Annotated in this window: 14 protein-coding genes and 1 pseudogene; 3 read left to right on the forward strand and 12 right to left on the reverse strand. The window is 43.8% G+C overall.

Annotated elements, in window-relative coordinates:
- The first annotated feature begins 162 nt into the window (after nt 1-162).
- Nucleotides 163-939 (forward strand): pentapeptide repeat-containing protein, encoded by a 777-nt coding sequence (locus QUA03_RS01105; RefSeq protein ID WP_333208995.1) that lies wholly within the window; start codon nt 163-165, stop codon nt 937-939.
- Between the two features lie 156 nt (nt 940-1,095).
- Here QUA03_RS01105 and QUA03_RS01110 read toward each other — a convergent pair whose 3' ends face one another.
- The 10 genes from QUA03_RS01110 to speB form a co-directional block, all read right to left on the reverse strand.
- Nucleotides 1,096-4,101, reverse strand: a complete 3,006-nt coding sequence (locus tag QUA03_RS01110) for a GAF domain-containing protein (RefSeq protein WP_333208997.1) — start codon at nt 4,099-4,101, stop codon at nt 1,096-1,098.
- A gap of 370 nt (nt 4,102-4,471) precedes the next feature.
- Nucleotides 4,472-4,924 carry an NADAR family protein gene (locus tag QUA03_RS01115; protein ID WP_333208998.1) on the reverse strand — a complete coding sequence of 151 codons (453 nt, stop codon included), beginning with the start codon at nt 4,922-4,924 and terminating at the stop codon, nt 4,472-4,474.
- A gap of 184 nt (nt 4,925-5,108) precedes the next feature.
- Nucleotides 5,109-5,414, reverse strand: coding sequence for a hypothetical protein (locus QUA03_RS01120; protein WP_333209001.1), 306 nt, complete (start codon nt 5,412-5,414; stop codon nt 5,109-5,111).
- A 171-nt stretch (nt 5,415-5,585) separates the two neighbouring features.
- The gene (gene frr / locus QUA03_RS01125) at nt 5,586-6,134 is read right to left on the reverse strand and encodes a ribosome recycling factor (protein ID WP_333209003.1); all 549 of its coding nucleotides are present in this window, start codon (nt 6,132-6,134) and stop codon (nt 5,586-5,588) included.
- Nucleotides 6,121-6,849, reverse strand: a complete 729-nt coding sequence (gene pyrH / locus QUA03_RS01130) for a UMP kinase (RefSeq protein WP_333076369.1) — start codon at nt 6,847-6,849, stop codon at nt 6,121-6,123. The genes frr and pyrH overlap by 14 nt, the downstream gene beginning before the upstream one ends.
- 130 nt (nt 6,850-6,979) lie before the next feature.
- Nucleotides 6,980-7,378 carry a peptide-methionine (R)-S-oxide reductase MsrB gene (gene msrB / locus QUA03_RS01135; RefSeq protein ID WP_333209004.1) on the reverse strand — a complete coding sequence of 133 codons (399 nt, stop codon included), beginning with the start codon at nt 7,376-7,378 and terminating at the stop codon, nt 6,980-6,982.
- Nucleotides 7,379-7,468: 90 nt separating this feature from the next.
- Nucleotides 7,469-9,292 (reverse strand): molybdate ABC transporter permease subunit, encoded by a 1,824-nt coding sequence (modB, locus tag QUA03_RS01140; protein ID WP_333209006.1) that lies wholly within the window; start codon nt 9,290-9,292, stop codon nt 7,469-7,471.
- A 70-nt stretch (nt 9,293-9,362) separates the two neighbouring features.
- Complete coding sequence (modA, locus tag QUA03_RS01145) at nt 9,363-10,169, reverse strand: molybdate ABC transporter substrate-binding protein (RefSeq protein WP_333209007.1); 807 nt, start codon at nt 10,167-10,169, stop codon at nt 9,363-9,365.
- A gap of 179 nt (nt 10,170-10,348) precedes the next feature.
- Nucleotides 10,349-10,906, reverse strand: coding sequence for a thioredoxin family protein (locus tag QUA03_RS01150; protein WP_333068721.1), 558 nt, complete (start codon nt 10,904-10,906; stop codon nt 10,349-10,351).
- Nucleotides 10,907-11,039: 133 nt separating this feature from the next.
- Nucleotides 11,040-11,969, reverse strand: a complete 930-nt coding sequence (gene speB / locus QUA03_RS01155) for an agmatinase (RefSeq protein ID WP_333209009.1) — start codon at nt 11,967-11,969, stop codon at nt 11,040-11,042.
- A 273-nt stretch (nt 11,970-12,242) separates the two neighbouring features.
- Between speB and QUA03_RS01160 the strand changes: the two genes are divergently transcribed.
- Together QUA03_RS01160 and QUA03_RS01165 are read left to right on the forward strand one after the other, a co-directional pair.
- Nucleotides 12,243-13,157, forward strand: a complete 915-nt coding sequence (locus tag QUA03_RS01160) for an alpha/beta fold hydrolase (RefSeq protein WP_333209011.1) — start codon at nt 12,243-12,245, stop codon at nt 13,155-13,157.
- A 474-nt stretch (nt 13,158-13,631) separates the two neighbouring features.
- Nucleotides 13,632-14,038: pseudogene (locus QUA03_RS01165) on the forward strand (DUF4277 domain-containing protein); the annotation flags it as partial.
- Between the two features lie 661 nt (nt 14,039-14,699).
- Here QUA03_RS01165 and QUA03_RS01170 read toward each other — a convergent pair.
- Both QUA03_RS01170 and QUA03_RS01175 read right to left on the reverse strand, forming a co-directional pair.
- Nucleotides 14,700-16,244: a response regulator gene (locus QUA03_RS01170; RefSeq protein WP_333209015.1), complete on the reverse strand. Its 1,545-nt coding sequence runs from the start codon at nt 16,242-16,244 to the stop codon at nt 14,700-14,702.
- Nucleotides 16,237-22,170 (reverse strand): AAA family ATPase, encoded by a 5,934-nt coding sequence (locus QUA03_RS01175; RefSeq protein WP_333209018.1) that lies wholly within the window; start codon nt 22,168-22,170, stop codon nt 16,237-16,239. The genes QUA03_RS01170 and QUA03_RS01175 overlap by 8 nt, the downstream gene beginning before the upstream one ends.
- Between the last annotated feature and the right edge of the window lie 166 nt (nt 22,171-22,336).

Raw genomic sequence — 22,336 nt, forward strand, 5'->3', positions numbered from 1 at the left:
CTAAGGTAAGGCCGAGAACTTCAATGTAGGGTGCTGATGGCGCACAGAACTCCTACATACGCCAAGTCAAAGATTTGTTGGGTGAACTTGTGTTAGGGTGATTTTCAATTGCTTCGAGAAAAGCTATTTTAGATTTAATATTTTGGATTTGGGACGGTTAAAATGAAACTCAGAATCCTCGCTGCTGCAACGCTGCTGAGCGCGATCGCCCCGATCGCTCCTGCACCCGCCGAGAACATCCAACACACGCAACAATTACTAGCCACCCGACAGTGCCCCAACTGCGACCTCAGCAGTGCGGGCTTGGTTTTAGCCAATTTAACCGGAGCCAATCTCAAAGGTGCTGACTTAAGGTTGGCTAACCTCAGTCGAGCCAACCTTACCGGGGCTGACCTCAGCGGTGCCAACCTCAGCGGCACCAGCCTGTTTGGCGTCAACCTGACGGGGGCCAACCTCAGCGGTGCGAACCTCAGCGGTGCTGACTTGAGAAGTGCCTATCTCAGCGACGCCAATTTGCAAGGCGCTAATTTAACTAACGCGCAACTGCTCGGAGTTAGAGGAATGCCAACCAATATCGGCACCGCTGAAGACTTCTACCGGTTGGGAGTGCTGGAAGCTCAAGCAGGAAACTACAGAAACGCCATTGATTATTACAATCAAGCGCTGAATCTGAAATCGGATTTAGCCGCCGTTTATTTTGCGCGCAGTATGTCTCGCGCTGACTTGGGAGACTTCGCCGGCGCGACTCAAGACGCTGCAATAGCAAACAAACTCTTTGCAGATCAAGGAAATCCCCAAGGTCAGGAGTTGTCAAAGCAGTTAGGCGAAGCCATTGTTGCACGCCAAAAGCCTACGGAACCCCGCACTTCCAGCCGCGGCGACTTTATGAGTCTTCTCGGTTCGATCGGTTCTGTGCTGGTGAAGCTAATCTTGCCTTGACAAGCGAATTTCAAAGGTGGTACCCGCCACGTGATTTATCCGTGGAATCAATCCAAAATCGAAAATCGAAAATCCTCCAGCCCCCGCATTTATTCGTGGGGTCGCCTCTAAAATCTAAAATCTAAAATCTAAAATCTAAAATCGATTGACGGTTGCCTAATTCAGGGGAATCTCGATCCAGAACTCTGTACCATGACCGGGTACAGAAACACATTTAAGTACGCCTTGGTGTTTCTCAACTACAATTTGGTAACTGATAGACAGTCCTAAACCCGTGCCCCGACCGACGGGTTTAGTAGTAAAAAATGGATTAAATATGTGAGAGATTAACTCTTTGGGGATGCCGTGACCATTGTCGGCAATGCAAATTCCTACCGTTTTTTCATCGATTAATTCAGTGCGAATCCGAATGCAAGGGGATGGGAAATCAGGAATCAAACACTCGGTGGTGGCATTTATATCTCCTGACTCGATAGGCCGTATTTGGGAGCTTAAATGTGTAGCTGCTGCACTTGCCGCTTTCAAGGGAAGATTCATAACTCGCTCTTTTTTTCCCATTTCTAGGGCGTCAAGGGCATTACCGATCAGATTCATAAATACTTGATTGAGCGAGCTGGCATAGCATTCTACTAAGGGCAAATTGCCGTATTCTTTAATGATTTCTACGGTGTTGTGATCAGAATTGGCTTTGATCCGGTGCTGCAAAATCAACAGGGTACTGTCAATGCCGTCGTGAATGTCAACGGCTTTTTTCTCGGCTTGATCGCTCCTGGAAAAATTACGCAAAGATACAACTAACTGGCGGATGCGCTCAACTCCGACTGTCATGGAACCCAAAATTTTTGGCAAATCTTCGGCAAGAAATTCGATGTCGATTGCTTCGGAGCACTCGCTAATTTCTGGGTTGGGATTGGGGTAGTGCTGGCGGTAGAGTTCCACCAAGCAGAGTAAATCTTTGGTGTATTCGCTGGCGTGGGACAGATTGCCGTAGATAAAGTTAACGGGGTTATTGATTTCGTGGGCGACTCCGGCCAGGAGTTGTCCGAGACTGGACATTTTTTCGGTTTGAATCAGTTGGGCTTGGGTATTGTGCAATTCTGTGACTGTTTTAGCTAGCTGTTCGGCTTTTAATCGATCGGCAGTTGCTGCATTGAGACTTTCTTGATAAAGTTCTGCTTGGTGAATGGCGATCGCAGCTTGAGCCGCTAAATGTTGCAGCAATTCCTGTTCTGCTGTGTGCCAAACTCTCGGTCCCGAACACTCATGAGCAATCAGCAACCCCCACAATTGGGAATCTTTGCCTCTCATGGGTACAATTAAACTTCCTCTCACCTGCAACTCTTCCAAAAATTCGCGGTGACAGGGTGTTAAATCCTCAGTATAAATATCATTAATTGCTCGCACCCGTCCGGCTCGATAAAAGCAGTCTGAGCCTTCGGGAAAGCATTCTTTTGGAGATGTGATACCTAAAATGGATCGCCACTCGCCACAAACAGCTTCGACAACTACCTCGCCCTGTTTGTCGGCCGCAAATTGGTAGATTACCGTGCGATCGGTATCCAACAAAACTCTGACTTCTCGCACAATAGTTTGCAGTATGATCTTTAAATCTAAGGTGCTGCAAATCTGGTCTCTAACTCGAGTCAATACTTTGGCAAAGTCCAAGGATTTTTGCAATTGGGCGGTGCGTTCTTGAACTTGGCGCTCCAAGTTGGCATTTAGGGTCTGCACTTCTTTATAAAGAACGTACTGCCCAATTGCCGAACAAAATTGGCTGCCTATAGCTAAAGCTTGCTCAATTTCCTCGTACTTCCACTCGGGCGACTGACCTTTTTTTATTTCTCGCCAGACTTCAAAGGATTGTCGGGGAAGGGTTTGTGCAGCGCTGGTGTCAAAGCGCCCCGCCCACATTTTTTCGGTATCAATTGCATTACGAAAAATGGTCAAACAGCCAACTACTTGTTGTTTGTAGTGGAGGGGAATTACCAGCAAACCCCTAATTTTAGTAGATTGGAAAGCGGGAACTAAAACTCTAAATAGAGGTTCTTTGTATAAGTCAGTAATTATCAAAACTGGGAATTGACAGTTAGTAAAAATTGAAATTTTGGGAAGTTCTTCAGGATTTTTAAATCCTTTGGTTAGCCATTCCTGCCAGAGGAGGTGAGCTTCGAGCGCCTTAACTTTTTCCCAGTTGGGAAGTGTCGGTTGTTCTCCTGTGGTGAACAGTTCAAAGGTAGCATCACTGTGGGCCGGGGCAATTGGCAATCCTCCTTCAATATTGGGAGGGGATAAATTTTCACCGTTGATTTTCGGCGGGTTGAGATAGAGTCGGCCACCGCTGCCGCCCAAAGCGGTGACGGTGGCTTCTAAACCCTGTTGCAGTTGAATGTTTTCGTGACCATATAACAGGGCTGCTATGCTGCTCACGGTAGCTTCGCGGGCGGCTTGAGAGCGGGTTTGCTCGAGGAGGAGCGCGTGGGCTATAGCGCTAGATAATTGATCTGATACGAGCTGAACTACTTCTAAATCTGCTGGTGAAATATTGAGGGGCGCACAGTGGTGAGACACTAAAAGTCCCCACAGTTCGATGTGAATTTTTTGATTATTTCCTGGCTCGTATCGAGTCAGACACGTCGCGGCCTCGCAAATATCTGTTTTGCTGTTTTCCGACGCGATCCTGCGGTGCAAAATCGGCACGACTAAGGAAGATTGCACTCCCATTGCCATCAGGTAAGCTGTGTGGCAAGGATCGAGCGATCTGTAGTGCATCTCTTCCTTTACTAAAGGTTGACCGGTGTCTGCAGCATCGAGGGGACTCAGGACGATCGTCCCTGAGTTAACATCTATTATTGTCCGCTGGCGCAAAGTGACATACATTTCCCTGGCGCTCGCGGGAATGTCGTCTGCTGGAAAGTGCAGCCCTTTCAAGGAAGGGAGATGGTTGTTATTAATTGACTCAGCAACAACTTCTCCGCTGCCGTCAGCACTAAACCTGTAAATCATAATGCGATCTGTTTTCAAAAAAGACCGCACTTCTGCTACCGTACTGGTTAAAATATCTTCTAATTCTAGAGATTGGCGGATGCGTTCTGTTATCCGCCGTATCAAAACTTCTCTGTCTAGTTTATAATGTAATTCTTGCGTATTTTCTCTGAGTTGCATAAATCTCCTTTTGTACTTATACAATGATAATAAGAAGTTTTGATGTGCTGTTGGATCGTTCAAACTCAAATGCCTCACCCTGAGTTTTTGACTCAACCGATCTGTACAATTAATGGCTAGCGCAACGTAGACAGACGACGGTGTATCGCCTCTGGCGCACTGGCGTAAGGAAAATCTGCGATCGCGCCAGTTTAATCCTTGCCTTCAACAGGCAGAGCGAGTTAAGCAAATAATTATTATTATTTTAATGCTCTTATAAAATTCTCGCAATCTTAAACTTTCACTATGAAAATTCTTCATTGTTAGGATAACTTGACATTTGTTGTATAACTTCATATAATGATAATTAACGAAAGAATTTGAGTTTCTCTCAGCGCCCCTGGCCCTGATTAATTTCTTGGCGCACGCTCATCAGAATTTTACCCAAATGATTTTGACCGGTTCTGTCGCAGCCACACCCCCAGTAGTAATCCGTTGGCGAATCCTCGACAATCACTCGATCCCCTGTGGCAAGAAGAATAGCTTGAATGTCTGTATGAGTGAGAAACTTAGTTAAAACTGCTTCGCGCATAATGGGAATTTTCACTGCTTCCCAATCAGCACGAATCCGGTGCTTGGGATCGCGACCTAACTTAGCGGCTTCTTGAGGAGTTGCTACGGCTTGAATCGCCGCCACTAATCTTTTATCTGTGCTGACAAATTTTTGGGCTTGATAGTAATGTTCCACAGTCAACCAATATTGACCGTGCAGAGAAATGTCGTGTAGTGAAAAATTAGAAAAGCAGCCATAAGGCTCCTCTACTTTATAAAAATAAATTATCATTTGATTTTAGATTTTAAATTTTACAGGATTTAGGCAAAATCCAATTATCTAGGGTGCTTAGGGGCGCACCTTACCGCTATTGGGAATGAGGAATTGAGAATAAGGAATTGGAATTTAAGAAGATTCTCTCTTCTTTCTTCCCTCAAAATCCATGTGTTAAATCCGTTGCCGAACTTCCTTCGTTCTAAAACGGCATCAGCTTTTTAAGAGCGCGGTTAGCGATATCGGCATAACGCAGTTCGCCACACAAAATTTTGCTCATCAACTGAGTAGTCATCGGCAATTTGACCCCCGCTCTGTAAGCAGCTCCTGTAAACTGATAGAATGCTATAGCCAAGCGACTGGCCCAAATCATATGAGTGTTCCATTCTTGGGCGATCGATTGAGTGTACGGCTCCTTAGCGTCGTCGGCACCTCCAAGAACTCGATCGATCGCCTCAGCAACCTTAAATCCGCTAACAATGGCAGGACGAATTCCTTCAGCGGACAACTGGTAATGGGTGATTGGTCATGGGGCAGGAGGAATTGGTAAGTTAATGAGTGTTAAATCTTGAGTTTTTAACTCACAACTCACAAATCATTAAGCGTCTGCTCGTTGTTGGCGGCCGTATCTCGGCAATCTCAAAACTCTTCCTATTCCCCCTGCCCAATTTCCCATTCCCTAAACAGTCGTGATATCTTTCTCTTTGGCTGCCAAAACTTCTTCTATTTTGGCAATGTACTTGTCCGTCAGCTTTTGAATTTTATCTTGCAAGTCGCGGGATTCATCTTTAGAGATATCGCTGCTTTTTTCCTGCTTGCGAATCGAGTCAACGGCATCGCGGCGGATATTGCGAATTGCAACTTTACCTTCTTCAGCAAACTTACTGGCCATTTTGACAAATTCTTGGCGTCTGTCGCTCGTCAGCGGCGGAATGTTCAAGCGAATAACTGAACCGTCGTTGTTGGGAACGAGTCCTACATCGGACAGGGAAATTGCTTTTTCGATCGAGGTAAGCGCTGTACGATCGAACGGTTGAATGGTGATCGTAGTCGCATCCGGGGTGCCGATGTTGGCAAGGGATTTGATCGGAGTTGGAGAGCCGTAGTAGTCTACCATGACTCGATCGAGGAGGGAGGCGTTGGCCCGTCCCGTCCGAATAGTATTAAAAGACCGTTGAGTAGCCTCAACTGCCTTTTGCATATGATCTTCTGATTCAGCTAACTTCACAAAAACCTCCGACAAGAGTTCCAATAGATTCTCCCATTACAGCTCGGTAGATGTTGCCCGACACCGAGAGGTCAAATACCATAATAGGAATATTATTTTCTTTGCAAAGGGCGATCGCCGTACTGTCCATCACCCGCAAATCTTGATTCAAGACGTGGGCATAGGTGAGGGTTTGATACCTGCGCGCGTTGGGGTTGAGGTGGGGGTCGGAATCGTACACCCCATCTACCTTAGTAGCTTTAAAAATCACCTCTGCATCAATTTCAGCAGCCCGCAAAGCGGCTGTAGTATCAGTAGTAAAAAAAGGGTTGCCAGAACCGGCACCAAAAATCACTACTCGTTTTTTTTCTAGGTGGCGAATTGCCCGCCGCCGGATGTAGGGTTCAGCTACTTCTTGCATGGCGATCGCCGATTGCACTCGCGTTGGCACTCCTGCTTGTTCCAGAGCATCCTGCAAAGTGATAGCATTCATCACCGTAGCAATCATGCCCACATAATCAGCCGTTGCCCGATCCATCCCTGCCGAAGCAGCTTTCACCCCGCGAAAAATGTTGCCGCCACCGACAACAATCGCGATTTGAATGCCTTGGGACACGACTTTGGCCACTTCCTGGGCGATCGACTGAACGACTATCGGATCGATGCCGTAGCCCAAGCTGCCCATCAGCGCTTCACCGCTGAGCTTCAGCAAAACTCGCTGATATACCATCCCCATGCCGCCACTATTTTTTTACTCTTTTTGCCTCCACCATAAGATAGCAGTACGGGTGCATTTTGAACATCAATTGCCCGGAACAGACCCAAAAGTCTGTTCCGGGCAATTGACTGAGAACGGTTGACTAAATTTAATCCTTGGGGACGAAATTAAGAGCAGCAGAATTCATGCAGTAACGCTGACCCGTAGGTTTCGGGCCGTCGTTAAATACGTGACCGAGATGAGCGTCGCAGACAGCACACAGTACCTCCGTGCGGCGCATGAACAAGGTATTATCCGACTCGCACTTGACATTTTCTTCGCTAACTGGAGCGTAGAAACTCGGCCAACCGGTACCGGAATCGTACTTGGTTTCTGATTTAAATAGCTCAGTGCCGCAGCAAATACACTTATAAATTCCGGTTTTTTTGTTGTCGTGATATTCGCCGCTAAAAGCTCTTTCCGTTCCTTTTTTGCGGGTGACTTTAAATTGTTCTGGCGTGAGTTGTTGTTGCCATTCTGCGTCGGTTTTTTGAACTTTCTGAGTCATGATTTGATGTTTTGTTAAGAGGGATTTAGCTGTTGAGTGTTGACTGTTAACTGTTGAGTGTTGACTGTTAACGGTATATTGCTAGTTAACTCAGCCTTCCATTAATATTAACCTAATTGGCTCCAAATGAACATACCAGGGAAAAGGATTGTCCTTAATAGTCCTCCACTTTTCCTTGAAAACTTCGGCTTGCAAGTGATAATCTTGGGAATCATTGGGAGGCGAGTGCAATTTGAGATATAATGTCACCCGGTGCGGAGTTTCCACAGTTGAGGCGATCCAACAAGCAAAAGTATTTTCACGATCGCACCCGCTAACAAAAATCAGTTGATGAGCCCGAATTCCCACAGAAACTAGAGATTTGGGAATTGGTTCGACTACAGTCAGAGTACAGCCCCAGTCGATCGCCTCCACGAGAGTTACGGAGATCGGTTTAGCTGCTGAGAAATTCTTGCAGCCCGTCAACTGGGCGACGGTGAAGTTGCGCGGGCGATCGAAAATGTTCTCTTTGGTATCAAAGGCGATCGGCTTTCCCTCCGCCAACACCAACAGATTTTTGCACACCCGGTAAACTTCCTCTAAATTGTGGCTGACAAACAAAGTAATTCCCCGATAATTAGCCAGAGTCTGCATTAACTCCCGTTCCAGTTGACTGCGTAAATGAGTATCCAAAGCAGAAAACGGTTCGTCTAACAGTAGCAATTCTGGAGAAGGGGCGATCGCCCTAGCTAAAGCCACCCGCTGCTGTTGGCCCCCCGAAAGTTCGTGCGGGTAGCGGTTTTCCAGTCCCGACATTTGCACCGAAATTAGTTGTTCTTTTACCCGAATTTTTTGCTCGCTTTCAGATAAATGCTGCAAGCCAAACGCAATATTTTGAGCAACAGTCAGGTGAGGAAATAAAGCATAGTTTTGAAACAAAAAACCGATGCGGCGGTCTTTAGAAGCTACATTAATACCCTGTGCTGAGTCAAACAAAACCCTGCCATTGACTGAAATTTTACCGCTCATTGGAGTTTCCAAACCAGCGATGCAGCGCAGAGTCATGCTTTTGCCGGAACCCGACGCGCCCAAAACTCCGAGCACTTCCGTGCCGATACCGAAGCCGACATCCAAGGCAAAGCTGGACAAAGGTTTAAAAATGCTTAAACAAAGTCCGCTTTTCGGTTGTTGTTTTTGGGATTTTGTAGTAGTAAAAGTAGACGCGAATTTAGGAATATTTAATTGCAGTCTTTGGCTCGAATTCGGTTTGAGCGATATCCTTTGTAAATCAATCCAAAAATTAACAGCAGTTAGCACGCTCAGAGAAATACTCAGAATAATCAAAACCCAAATAGCAGCTTGCCTCATATCCCCAGCTTCCACAGCAAAATAAATTGCCATCGGGATAGTTTGAGTTTGTCCGGGAATATTCCCCGCTAACATCAACGTCGCGCCGAATTCACCCAAAGCGCGGGCAAATGCGAGAATAGTTCCTGCTAAAATTCCCGGCCATGCTAGCGGCAACATAATGCGCCAAAAAACTTGCCACTCTGAGGCTCCCAAAGTGCGGGCTGCATTGAGAAGATTGGCATCAATTTGCTCAAAAGCTCCCAAAGCAGTTTTGTACATGAGGGGAAATGATACAACTGTGGCAGTAATGGCGGCGGCTTGCCAAGTGAAAATTATAGTAAAGTCGAATTGTAGCAACAATTGACCGATCGCCCCATTCCTCCCAAACAGCAGCAGCAGCAAAAATCCCACTACTGTCGGCGGCAAAACTAAGGGAGAAATGAAAATGCCTTCAATTAAAGCTTTACCTCTGATGCGAGTTGAAAGCATCCACCGGGCGGCGACTATTCCCAGAAAAAAGGTGATAAATGTCGCAATAGCGGAGGATTTTAGAGATATCCAGAGCGGAGAAATATCAAATTCCATCTATAAATACATCCGCGTTAATCAGCGCTTATCTGCTGCCATCAGCGGTAAAAAATCCCTAATTAATGAGTTATCGAACTATGCCAAATCCGTATTTCTGAAATACTATTGTAGCTCGATCGCCCGCCAAAAAGTCAACAAACGCTTTTGCAGCAGCGGGATTGCGGGTGTTTCTGATAACTGCCAGCGGATAAACAATGGGCGAGTGCAAATTTTCCGCAGCCGTTAGCCGCACAGTTACTTTGTCCGATGCTTTGGCGTCAGTCGTGTAAACTATGCCAGCATCCGCATTGCCACTTTCGACAAATGTCAGCACTTGGCGGACGTTATTTCCTAGCACTAATTTTGGCTGGAGTTGCTGCCACAATCCAAGCTTAGTTAACATTTCCTGAGCATATTGTCCGACAGGTACGCTCTTGGGTTCGCCGATCGCAATTTTCTTGATTCTGGCATCTGTCAACTGTTTGAAATCGCTCAAAGCAACACCGTTTTTGGGAGTAATCAAAACTAGACGATTTGTGAGCAAATTGCGGCGTGTGTCGTTAATTAGCAGGTTAGATTGCTGCAAAGCATCCATTGGGTTGGTGGCGGCGCTGAAAAATACATCTACCGGAGCGCCTTGCTGAATTTGCTGTTCTAGAGCGCCGGAAGCACCAAAATTATAAGTAATAGTAAAATTCGGATTACTGCTTTGATAAACAGTTTTGATTTCCCCTAAAGCTTTCGAGAGACTGATAGCAGCGGATACGTTTAAAGAGGTGCGCTGCTGCGTATCGACTGAGGAAAAGTTCTGAAATAAGTTCCAACTAATTAGCAGTGCTAGCATAACGGCGACTGCGAGAATTAAGTTGGGAATACGTCTACTTTTCAGGTTCACAGAAAATTGCTTTGAATCTTTTTACTCCTTACCAGACTCTGCCTGGTAAAGCAGATGCGGAGGGTGTACCTCGAATTGACCTCCACTCTTTGACGAGGCAGAGCCTCTGGAGATAGGTTCCCAGGCACAGCCAGGGAACCAGTTAATAATTAGTGCCGGAACGTTAATTTTAAATCTGCCTATGCTCGCCATTTGACGGAACAGCCTATTGCCTCTGTAGTTGAAGGCTCAACGGGTTGACTGTTGAGCAATTGGTCGATCGCACTCCGCAGATAAGAAACCTGCACCGCCGCCGGATCGTCAGCGTTGTCGTCAATTAAACCTTTATAGCGTAGTTTGCCGTCTTGGTCTAACAAAAAAACCTCCGGCGTTTTAGAAGCCCCAAAACTTTCAGCCACATCTTGAGCAACATCTCGGATGTACGGGAAGTTGAGTTGATTGTTGGCGGCAAAAATTTTCATGTTCTCAAAACTGTCGTCGGGATACTGGTTTGCATCATTAGCATTAATCCCGATTAAAGTAACATCTCGATCTTGAAAATCTGCTTGAAGTTCTTTCATACGATTGAGATACAACTGCACGTAAGGGCAATGATTGCACATAAATATCACCGCTATCGCCCGAAATTTTTCTAAATATCGAGCTAAATGGTGAACTTCTTCGTCAACTCCCGGCAGTTCAAAATCAGGAGCGTAGCCGTTAATGGGAGTACCCGTTGTATCGATTAGTAAACTCATGTTTTCAGGAGGTGAAGAGCAGTATTTGCCAGCATGAAAGATGAAACTGTCAGCACGAATAAAATTGGCTGTGGTTTGGCTTTAGCTTAATTCTAGCCTTGCCAACAGCCTATTGTGATTCGTACTTCGCGATTTATTCCTCGCCTGGCTTTAGCCAACCTTGAGCCAGAGCTTGGTATCCAATAAGTTTGTATGCTAATTTGGCGGCGGTAAATTCTGAGACTACAGAATCTACAATAGGTGCTAATTCCATAATGTCACACCCGATTACTTCGTAGGACTCGAAGATGCGGCGCAAAAATGCGGTGAGGGAATACCAATTTAACCCGCCCGGTTCGGGTGTTCCCACCCCTGGAATCAAAGTCGGATCGATGCCGTCTAAGTCGATCGTCAAAAATACTCGCTTAGTTGTTATGCTGGCAATTGCCCGATCGGCCCAATCCGGTTGAGTAGCGATTTCTCTGGCTCGAATCACGTTTAGCTGTTTTGCTTTAATCAAGTCGGCTTCTTCCTTGCAGATAGCGCGAATCCCGATTTGCAGTGTCGGTAAGCCCATATCTACAACACGTCGCATCACGCAGGCGTGGTTGTGAATCGAGCCTTCGTATTCGTGTCGCAAGTCGCCGTGGGCGTCGATTTGCACGACTGTGAAAGGTTCGTTTGGGTATGCTTGGCGATAACCTTCAACAACGCCGGCAGTGATGCTGTGTTCGCCTCCGAGGGAGATCACAAATTTATTTTCGGTAACTAGCTGGTAGACTGCTGCTTGGGTGACTCGCAGCATTTCTGAGGATGAAACTGGTTGCCTGTTGCGGGTATCGGCGATCGGATCTTTTGTATAAATTCCGACATCGTAGCAAACTTCGGAATCCAATTCTTCGTCGTAGCACTCGAGTTGATGAGAAGCTTCTAGAAGTTTAGCGGGCCCGTTTTCGCACCCCCGGCGGTAAGTGGTGGTAGCTTCGTAGGGAATTGGCAAGATTACTACTTTGGCGGTGTCGTAGTCGGGTACAATTTCTGACCCCAGAAACGGTACGACAGCAGTGGAAACGATCGTTGGCATAAGGGAAATTTTAATACAGCAAAGAAGTCAGCAGGTTTAATCGTGACATAATATCGGCTCTAACTGCAAAGTAGTCAGTTGGCAGTTGGCAGTTGGCAGTTGGCAGTTGGCAGTTGGCAGTTGGCAGTTGGCAGTTGGCAGTTGGCAATTGGCAGTTGGCACTTGGCAGTTGGCACTTGGCAGTGTTGACAATGCCCTATGCCCCATGCCCTATGCCCCATGCCCTATGCCCCATGCCCAATCTAAAATCTAAAATCTAAAATCTAAAATCGTATGACATCTTCTACTCCCACTTCGTCAACTGCTGTTGCACCTCAAACTTGGCTGTGGAAAGGCTTTCCGATTTGCTATCAGGCTGCGGGTTCCCAGGGGCCTGCGGTGGTGTTTGTCCACGGTTTTGGTGCGTCTTGGGGCCACTGGCGCAAGAATTTGCCGGCGCTGGCTGCTGATTGTCGCTGTTATGCGATCGACCTCATCGGTTTTGGCGGTTCTGCTAAACCCGCGCCCAAGCTTGAGATTGACTATACTTTTGAAACTTGGGGACAGCTAATTGCTGATTTTTGTCGGGAAGTTGCGGGCGGGCCGGCTTTTTTGGTGGGAAATTCGATCGGCTGTGTAGCAATTATGCAAGCCGCTGTTGATTTTCCCGATATTGCTGAGGGCGTAATTTTACTCAATTGTTCCCTACGCTTGCTGCACGAGCGCAAACGCGCCGAATTGCCTTGGTATCGCAGTTTTGGAGCGCCGATTGCACAAAAAATTCTAAATGTCAAGTGGATAAGTCAATTATTTTTTAAACAATTAGCAACGCCAAAAACAGTAAAAAAAGTGCTTTTGCAAGCATATCGCCGTCCTGAAGCTGTCAGCGACGAACTGGTCAATATGCTGCTGGAACCTGCTAAAGACAGCGGCGCAGTCGAAGTATTTGTGGCATTTATCAGTTATTCTCAAGGCCCGCTACCGGAGGATTTGTTGCCTCATTTAAGCTGTCCGGCTTTGATTTTGTGGGGTACGGATGACCCTTGGGAGCCGATCGCATTGGGGCGAGAATTGGCAAAGTTTCCGGCTGTTGAAAAGTTTATTCCTTTGGAGGGAGTGGGCCATTGTCCCCAGGATGAAGCGCCGGAATTGGTCAATCCTATTTTACTCGATTGGATTAAAGAGCGATCGGTAATTGCAGAAAATTAGTGCATTTGCTCCTTTGGTGCGGGAAGAATTGGTTTGATTGAACCGCCCAGGCGCGAAGAACACGAAGGAAGAAGTAGGAAGAAGAAATTAGGATACGGCAGTGCCGTGTCCTCAGTATTATAAGGAGTGCAGCCGGAAGTGATATTACACCCCACATTCGGCATCCCCAACTGGCACATACGCGGATTGAGGGGGTAAAAGTGAATCATCCCAGACAATAGTGAGTAAAAATACTCAATTATTTCGGTCACGCTGGCATCACCTAGTTAAGCATTCCTGATAATAGACATGAGGGCGTGAGTTAAATCTGATGTAGGTTAAAATTGCGATCGTCACAAACCAAGTTTATTACCTCACTGTTACCTGATTGATGACGAAAATGCGTTAATTGCGATGGCAAGCATAGTCAATCATCACCAAGAATAGCGTAAACTTGCGATCGCGATCAACGCTCAAATCCGAATTCAGCAGACCATGCAGAAAGCATCTGAGATGACAATAGAAAACTTAGATCATCTAGGCTTAGTAGCAGGTTTAATTGATGACCTAGGAAGTGTCCAAAAAATCAATGAATTAGTAGGCAAACAACCGGGCAATATAGTCAGTCCCGGCCTGGTAGTCAAAGCCATAATTATCAATGGATTAGGGTTGGTCTCGGCCCGACTATACTTATTCTCTAAATTTTTTGAAGGGAAAGCAATAGAACATTTACTGGGGTCAGGAATTCAAGCATCACATCTGAATGATGACCGTTTAGGAAGAGTATTAGATAAATTATAAAAGCCGAACTTACCGAAATATTCACAACCCTTGCCCTGTCAGTGGCTCAAAAATTCCCGATAAATACCGACACATCTCACCTAGACTCAAGCTCATTTTACTCTACGCTGGACATTCCCAATTGTACAATTTATTCATACCGTTTGTATTCAAAGAATTCAATAAGTTTTTAATTTGATATCTGAACGGTTTGCGATAGTAATTTTATTGGCATTCACCTGTAGGCTTGATTATTTCTTGTTGTGAATTAAGTCTAAAATTGATTGGAAAAACTTATTGACATTTAAGTAATGTAGATACAGAAGTGATGCCTCATGGTCATAATGCTGGCGACATATGCTGGGAAGTAATAGTTAGTAATGGTTAGATTTTTGACTTTTTATGGCTGAAGAAGATTTAATTCATGAGCTCATGGCAATTTTTAGGAATTCCTAACTGGGTGATGCGAGCGTTGCACAGATTTTCGGGTGTTTTTACTCACTATTATCTGGGATGATTCACTTTTACCCCCTCAACCCGCGTATGTGCCAGTTGGGGGTGCCGAATGTGGGTTATAAAAACACTTCTTCTCGTTCCTTCCTTCTGCCTCATGCCTCAAAACTCCAATTTCTAGCTTCGCGGCTTTCATTGAGATGCTCCCGAAGGCTTCTATCCGTCTCTTACTTCATTACCTAAAGTAGGGGAATATCCCCCTGCCTGATCGATTTTGATATAGTCGTGCAACCCTTAAAACTTATTGAACTCGCCTTCAGTTAAAATTAACTAAGAAATACCCATAGCTGTTTTAGACATCGTAATTAAATTAGTAGCCAAAATTTTCTGGTGAATTGGAATATCAATAATAAAGATTGCCCCCTGATTAGGAGCTGAAATACAATTGAGCTTGCCCCCGTGTTTATCCACTACAATCTGATGGGAAATGGACAGCCCAATACCAGTACCCTTCCCGATAGGCTTAGTAGTAAAAAATGGCTCAAATAGGTGTTGGCTAATTTCTTCTGTCATCCCCGGCCCGTTATCCGTAAAATGAATTAACACTCGATTAGATTCCGTGACCTCAGTGCGAATAAAAATCTGAGAAGGATTAGCTTTCATTTCACTTAAGGATCGCGTCGTATTATAATCATCTATGGCATCAATCGCATTAGCAACAAGATTCATAAACACCTGGTTAAGCTGACCCGCATAACACTCTACCAGAGGCAGATTGCCGAATTCTTTGACCACCTCAATTGCAGGTCGATCGCCCCTTCCTTTAACACGGTTGTGCAAAATTAACAGAGTGCTATCAATACCCTGGTGAATATCCACCGGTTTCATTTCAGATTCATCCAATCGCGAGAAGATTCGCAGCGACTGAACAATTTCGCGAATCCGGTCAACACCTACCTTCATTGAACTCAGCAATTTAGGTAAGTCTTCAACCAAGAAACCTAGTTCTATTTCCTCTATTTTCTGTTCAACTTTTTGCCCTGCATCCGGAAATTCTTGGTGATAAAGATTGACGAGATCAATCAAATTTTGGGTATAATCATCGGCATAAGAAATATTCCCAAAAATAAAATTAACGGGATTATTTATTTCATGGGCTACACCTGCAACAAGCTGACCTAGACAAGACATTTTTTCACTCTGCACAAGTTTAGTCTGCGTGATTTGCAATTCTCTAAAAGCCTTTTCTAAACATTGAGTTTGGGTTCGCAATAAAGCTTCCGATTGTTGCAATCCTGCCTCTGCTTGCAGACGCTCTTGAATCTCCTGTTGAAGCAATTGATTGGATTGGAAAAGTTCAGCCGTCCTTTCCTCAACTCGCCTTTCCAACTCCGATGCCAGCTTCAAGAGCAAAGATTCCGCTTTAACACGCTGTTCGATTTCTGCTTGCAAGCACACATTTTGCTCTAAGAGTTTCTTCGACAAATTGCGGAGCTTCATGTGGACATTAACACGAGCCAAAACCTCTTCATGCTGAAGAGGCTTAGTGATATAATCGACCGCACCCAGACTCAAACCTTTAACCTTATCCACCGTATCAGCAAGAGCCGTCATAAAAATCACGGGAATGTCTCTCGTTAATTCATTAGCTTTCAAACGGCGACAAGTTTCAAACCCATCTATTCCTGGCATAAGCACATCCAACAGGATCAGATCGGGCGCAGCATATGCGACCTTCTGGAGAGCACTTTGACCATCCCTAGCTACCAATACTTTAAAGCCAAAATCAGCCAAAAAATCGAACAGGACACCTAAATTAGTCGGGGTGTCATCTACGATTAAAATGGTGCTTTGTTCGGCAATTTCACTACTCATTGGTTGTCGTCCTATATTGTTTAATAAACTCTAGGATTTGTTGTTCTTCAAATCCTTTCGCTAACTGGCGCAGATGGGTAGCAAAGGGAACCCATTGCTCATTGAGTTGTTCTAGTTTTGCAGCTCGCTCCGCAATCCCTCGGAGATCGCCCATCATCGCTAGATCGAATAGAACGGCGATTTCCTCATCGGGGGGAGCTACAATTTCAGAACTTAAAGATTTTTTTTCTCCTTCTGCTTTCCTAATCTTTTCCAGATTTTCTTCATAAATCCATTCTAACCCTAAATGAGTACGTAATTTTTCTAAAAGCTCCTCTATCCGTATCGGTTTGGGAATAAAATCATTACAACCTACCTCGACACTTTGTTGTCGATCGAAATCAAAAACGCTGGCCGAAGTAGCAATCACCACTAAATTAGTCTGATCTGATGATTTGCGAATCCGGCGCGTTGCTTCTAAGCCGCTCATTACTGGCATCATCAAGTCCATCAAAATACAGTCGGGATTATACTCCACCACCTTGTTTAAACAGTCCTGACCCTCCGTTGCTTCCAGAATTTCAAATCCTAACGGCTGAAGCATTCCCGCTATGATCGAGCGATTCTGCCACTTGTCGTCAGCTATGAGAATTTTTAGCTTTCGGCCTTTGAAACCAACGATTGTGTGGGCATTGGCTTTGGCTGCATTAGTCGCCCATTCCGATACCTCTGGCAAATCTAAATCGAACCAGAAAATGCTCCCTTGTCCTAATGTACTCTTCACCTTTATTTCACCGCCCATCATCTGGACTAATTGGCGACTAATTGCGAGTCCCAACCCGGTTCCTTCAACCTTCAGGTTGGCTTCTCCTACTTGGTGAAAAGGCAAAAATATGTCTTGCAATTGCTCTGATGCCATACCCACTCCGGTATCTTCCACTTGAAACCGGATTTTGCCATCTTGATATCCTACTTTGAATGCCACGCCACCTTTTTCGGTAAACTTAATCGCATTGCCGAGTAAATTGATTAAAACTTGACGCAAGCGTTTTTCATCACCTTGGACGGCAATAGGTAGTTGGGTAATGGGCTCGTAAATCAGGGAGATTCCCTTTTGTTCTGCCCGAATATTGCAAATTTCAGCCAGACCTTCCAAAAATTGTGAGAAATGGAAATTACTCAAGTGGATTTCCATTTTTCGGGCTTCGATTTTGGAGAGATCTAAAATATCGTTAATTAGGGTTAAGAGGTGTTCGCCACACTGACTAATCACGTTCAGACCATCTTTTTGCTGGTCAGCCAAGTTTTTTTGTCGTTTGAGGATTTGGGTGTAACCCAAAATGCCATTAAGTGGCGTTCGGAGCTCGTGGCTCATATTAGCAAGAAACTCACTCTTGGCAGAGTTGGCGGCCTTCGCTAATTCTTCTGCTTTTTGTAAATCGATATTTTTTTCTTGTAACTGTTGCGTTCTTTCTGCCACCTTCGCTTCTAAAGTAGCATTTGCTCCTTCCAAATCGTTATAAAGACGGGCATTTTCAATTGAAATAGCTGCTTGAGAAGATAAAAGTTGTAAAACTTCTAAACGATCTGGAGTAAAAGCACCAGTTGTGAGATTATTTTCTAAGTAAAGAATGCCAGTAAGTTTTCCTTGATGGACTATGGGAGTACATAATACTGACTTGGGTTTTTGGTTGACGATATAAGTATCCGCCGTGAAGGTTCCTTCACAACTCGCATCGTTTAATACCACATTTTCCTGAGTTCTGGCAACATAGTTAATCAAAGATAGGGGTAGTTGCTTAGTATTTTCCACTGGTATTCTTTGCAGCACTTCTACATCGCTATCTACAGTGCCATAAGCTTCAATCAGTAGATTTCCAGCTTTGTCTAAAATGAAAATGCCACTTTGAGCACCCGCATTCTCGATCGCAATTTTCATCAATTTCGCCAACAGCCTACTCAGTACAATTTCACCAGAAAGAGCTTGAGATGCTTTAATCACAGTAGCTAAATCTAGAGATCCTGCACTTCCTCCACTCGTCGAGCTAGTGATCGTCGTGACCTGGCTACCTTGACTTTCGGGCTTGGCTATCCGGGAAAAAATTTGAGGATATCTGGCTTCCAAATCTTTGACTATAGCTTTAGCTCCCCAGCGAATATATCCGTAGCGAGCATCAGTTAAATAAATCCGAGCAATTTTATCTTTAGACCGGGAAAAATAAAAGTCTCCTGCTAATTCGTTGGCTAATGCTTCTTCTTGGATATATCCCTGTTCTTTGGCTCCTGCTATGGCGCGATCGTAATAATCGCTGGCTTCTAAAGGTTGTCCCAAAATCCGCGCTTTTTCTGCTTCTACTAACTCATACTTGTGCTGAAAATTGCACGGCGCATGGAACGCCCAAGTCTTCATTCTTCCTTGGTTAGCTGCTACTACACTTAGATATTTTTCTTTATCTTTTTGCGAGGCTTTTGGATAAAGTGCTAGGAGGGAAAGAGAATGGTAAAAGTTGTCGATACTCATGTGGATTAATCCGGCACCCATGCTGGCATATTTTAATGCTAAATGAGCAATTACCACTGTTTGATCAAACTCTTTAAATAAATAAGATAGCATCATTTTACCGGCATAATAGGCATAGAGCAAAGTCCCATTATTAGAAGCTATAATTCCCGGCAGTAGTTCTTCTTCATTAAAGCTTGCGCCTAGTAAATGGTATTTGTCTGAGTTTTTGTCCAGTAAATTGTCAACTATTTGCTGGTGAACTTTCACAAACAAAGTATCATATTCTTGTTTGAGCTGAATGGTCATACAAACATACTTTGCCTGTTCTAGCTCAATTTTTTGTAGCTCTCCCCCGCTAAAAAGTAAGTGATTGCAATAATTTGCTATACTGTGACAAGCATATTCTATATCTCCCGTTTCTATACCACTTTGAATTGCATCAACCAAAGATTCTAGGGTGGCATTAAGCGGATCTTTCCAAAACCTTGCTAGACAATTAAATATACAAACTATTTTTGATTTAAGGGTAATAGCGTTAAATTTTTCTAGTAAATAAATAGCTAAGTTGCCAAATCGATATCCAGAATCTATGTCTCCTAATCCTCCACAGAGTAGCACTCCATACCAAACATAAGCAAAAGCCGATTCAGGCGAATTCCCATACTTAATAGACAAGGCTATTTTTGTATAAAGAATTCGCGGAAACATCGCCGGATTTACAATAAAAGCTGGTGTTATAATAAGATTTAATATTCGCATAGCCGCGACTTTATCGGGAGCTGTCATTGTCGGCAAGTTTGCTAAATCATCAACTATCAGTTCTTGAGGTGGTTCTGGCTCTAAGCTAATCCCGAACATTTCCAGAACCACGAGTCCATTATCTATAGCTGATATTCTCCGATTTTGAGACATCTCTAATTGAATTATAAGTTCGTAGACCTTGCCTCTTTCCAAAAGAGTTTTCGATTGTTTCAGGGTCGTCTTAGATAAGTGTTCCGCTCGCTCATAATTAGTGTTTATATATTCAGTTTCTGCTGCTTCCAGATGGAGGTTAAACGTCAGATTATATTGACTCTCCCAGCTATTCTCCGGGAGTAGTCCTAAACCTACATTCAAATATTTGACAGCCGACTCATAAGCTGTGGCAGTTTTGGCTTTCTGTCCCGCGATCAGATTGAGTTCTGCCAACTCATATCTTTCCAACTCCAAAGTAATTAAATCCGTTCCATAATTTAGTTGGTTAACCAGTGCAAAGATATTTTCTTTTCGTTCTTCAGGGGTTGTGGAATTCAGCAGTAGCTGACCAATTTTTCGGTGAGTTTCTTTTTTCTGCTCGTCGGGTATCAGAGAATAAGATGCCTGTTGCACTCGGTCATGCAAAAACTTGTAGGTGACATTAAACTGATCCGTTGAGTCTTCTGTAGATATTTCCGAGTCAAATAGCAGGGGGATTTTGTAGGAATTATTTAGTGGTATAACGAAACCAGCTTGTAGCGCTTCCCATAAATCCCTTGCCGTCTCTGACTGAGATTTTTTATTAGCAATTGCCACAACTTCTAAACTAAATTTATCTCCTATACAAGCAGCTAATTTTAAGACATTCTGCGTCGGGGACGATAGCTTTTGAATTTGGCTGACCATCAATTCGACAACATTATCGCTGATATCAATGCTTTGAAGCAGTTGGATATCCCACTGCCAACAAACTTGATTGAAATCAAAGGATAGGAGTTTGTCTTGATAAAGAGACTTGAGCAGTTGAGTTAAGAAGAAGGGATTCCCCTGGGTTTTCTGAAAAACTAACTCAGCCAGGGTCAAAACTTGGGAAATTTGACTGCGAAGGGTTTCACTCACTAATTGGTTGACATGAGATATATCCAAAGGTTGGAGGATAATATTATTTACTATCGCCCTGGTATTTTGAATTTGCTCTAAAGTATAAATTAAGGGATGAGTGGCACTGACTTCATTATCCCGATAAGCTCCAATTAATAGCAGATATTTACTATCTGGATCGGTCATAATTAGCTGGATAAGCTTGAGGGAAGCCGAATCTGCCCACTGCAAGTCATCCAAAAATATAACTAGGGGGTGTTCGGCTTTACTAAACACCTGTATAAATTTTTGAAACACTCGATTAAATCGGTTTTGAGATTCAGTGGGTCCCAAAGTCGGAACCGCAGGCTGTGGATCAATAATCTTTTCTACTTCGGGAATAACCTCAATAATAATTTGCCCATTGGTACCAAGTGTTTCGAGAATTTTAGCTTTCCAAATTGCTATTTTATCCGAATTTTCAGTCAGCAGTTGCCGCATCAATCCTTGAAATGCTTGAATTAAAGAAGCATAAGGAATATTCCGCTTAAATTGGTCAAATTTACCCGAAATAAAATACCCTCGTGCTCCGACTATAGGTTTATCAACTTCGTTAACTAAGGAAGATTTGCCGATACCTGAATAACCGGAAACTAACATCATTTCCGTTGTACCATTACTGACGCGAGCGAAGGCTTCTAGCAAACTAGCAACTTCTATTTCCCGTCCATAGAGTTTTTGCGGAATCAGAAACTGGCTGTAGGAATCTAGTTGACCTATAATAAAGTGGGAAATCTCTCCAGAAGAAAGCATCTGCTGGCAGGTTTCCAAGTCAATTTTTATTCCGAAAGCACTTTGATATCTATCTTCAGCAGTTTTAGATAATAATTTCATTACAATTTCAGAAACTGCATCCGGGATTTCTGGATTCAGCTTTTTAGGTGCTATTGGTGCTTTAGCTATATGGCAATGAACGAATTCCAGGGGGTCTTTTGCGGAAAAAGGTAGCTTACCCGTCAGCATTTCATAAAATGTAATACCGAGAGAGTAAAAGTCGGTGCGGTAGTCAAATGAGCGGTTCATTCTGCCAGTTTGTTCCGGCGACATATAAGCAAGAGTTCCTTCTAATACGTTGGGATTGGTGACGGTTGGATTTTCTCGCTCTAAGAGAGAAGCAATGCTAAAATCAATGATTTTTACTTCGTTTGTATCTGGGTTAATTAATATATTTTGGGGTTTAATGTCTTTATGGATAACATTACTCTGATGGATGTCTCCAAGAGTTGTTGCCAACTGAATTCCGATTTTTATAAATGCGTCTATCGCCAAGGATTGATTGTTAAGAAAATCTTTTAAAGATTGACCGCTAAAATTTTCTACTATCAGTGCTAAACTGTTATGATAGTTTTCTAAGGCTATGGGCTTAACTATTCCTTCACTGTCTAAATGTCTGAGGATTTTATGTTCGTGTCTTAAGCGGGAAATTTCTTCGATTGTCGGATACTCAGCTTTGAAGGTTTTGATAATTGCTGAGGTTCCATCAATATCTTTGGTGCCGCGATAAATAATAGTATTGACACTTTCGTAAATGGCTTCACTGAGGTTGTAACCGAAAATAGTAATACTCATGTCCGTAATTTCACTAATAAAAAATTGAACTGCAGGCGGTATTTTAGTAAAGATACTGATATTTATGACAGAACCGAATTAAAAAAACTATTTTCTATGCACTTTAAAAAAGTATAATCTAAGCTTTTTGAATAATATTTAAATTTTAACAAATCTCAATATGCTT

The organism is Microcoleus sp. S36b_A4 (assembly GCF_036700645.1).
GTDB lineage: Bacteria > Cyanobacteriota > Cyanobacteriia > Cyanobacteriales > Microcoleaceae > Microcoleus.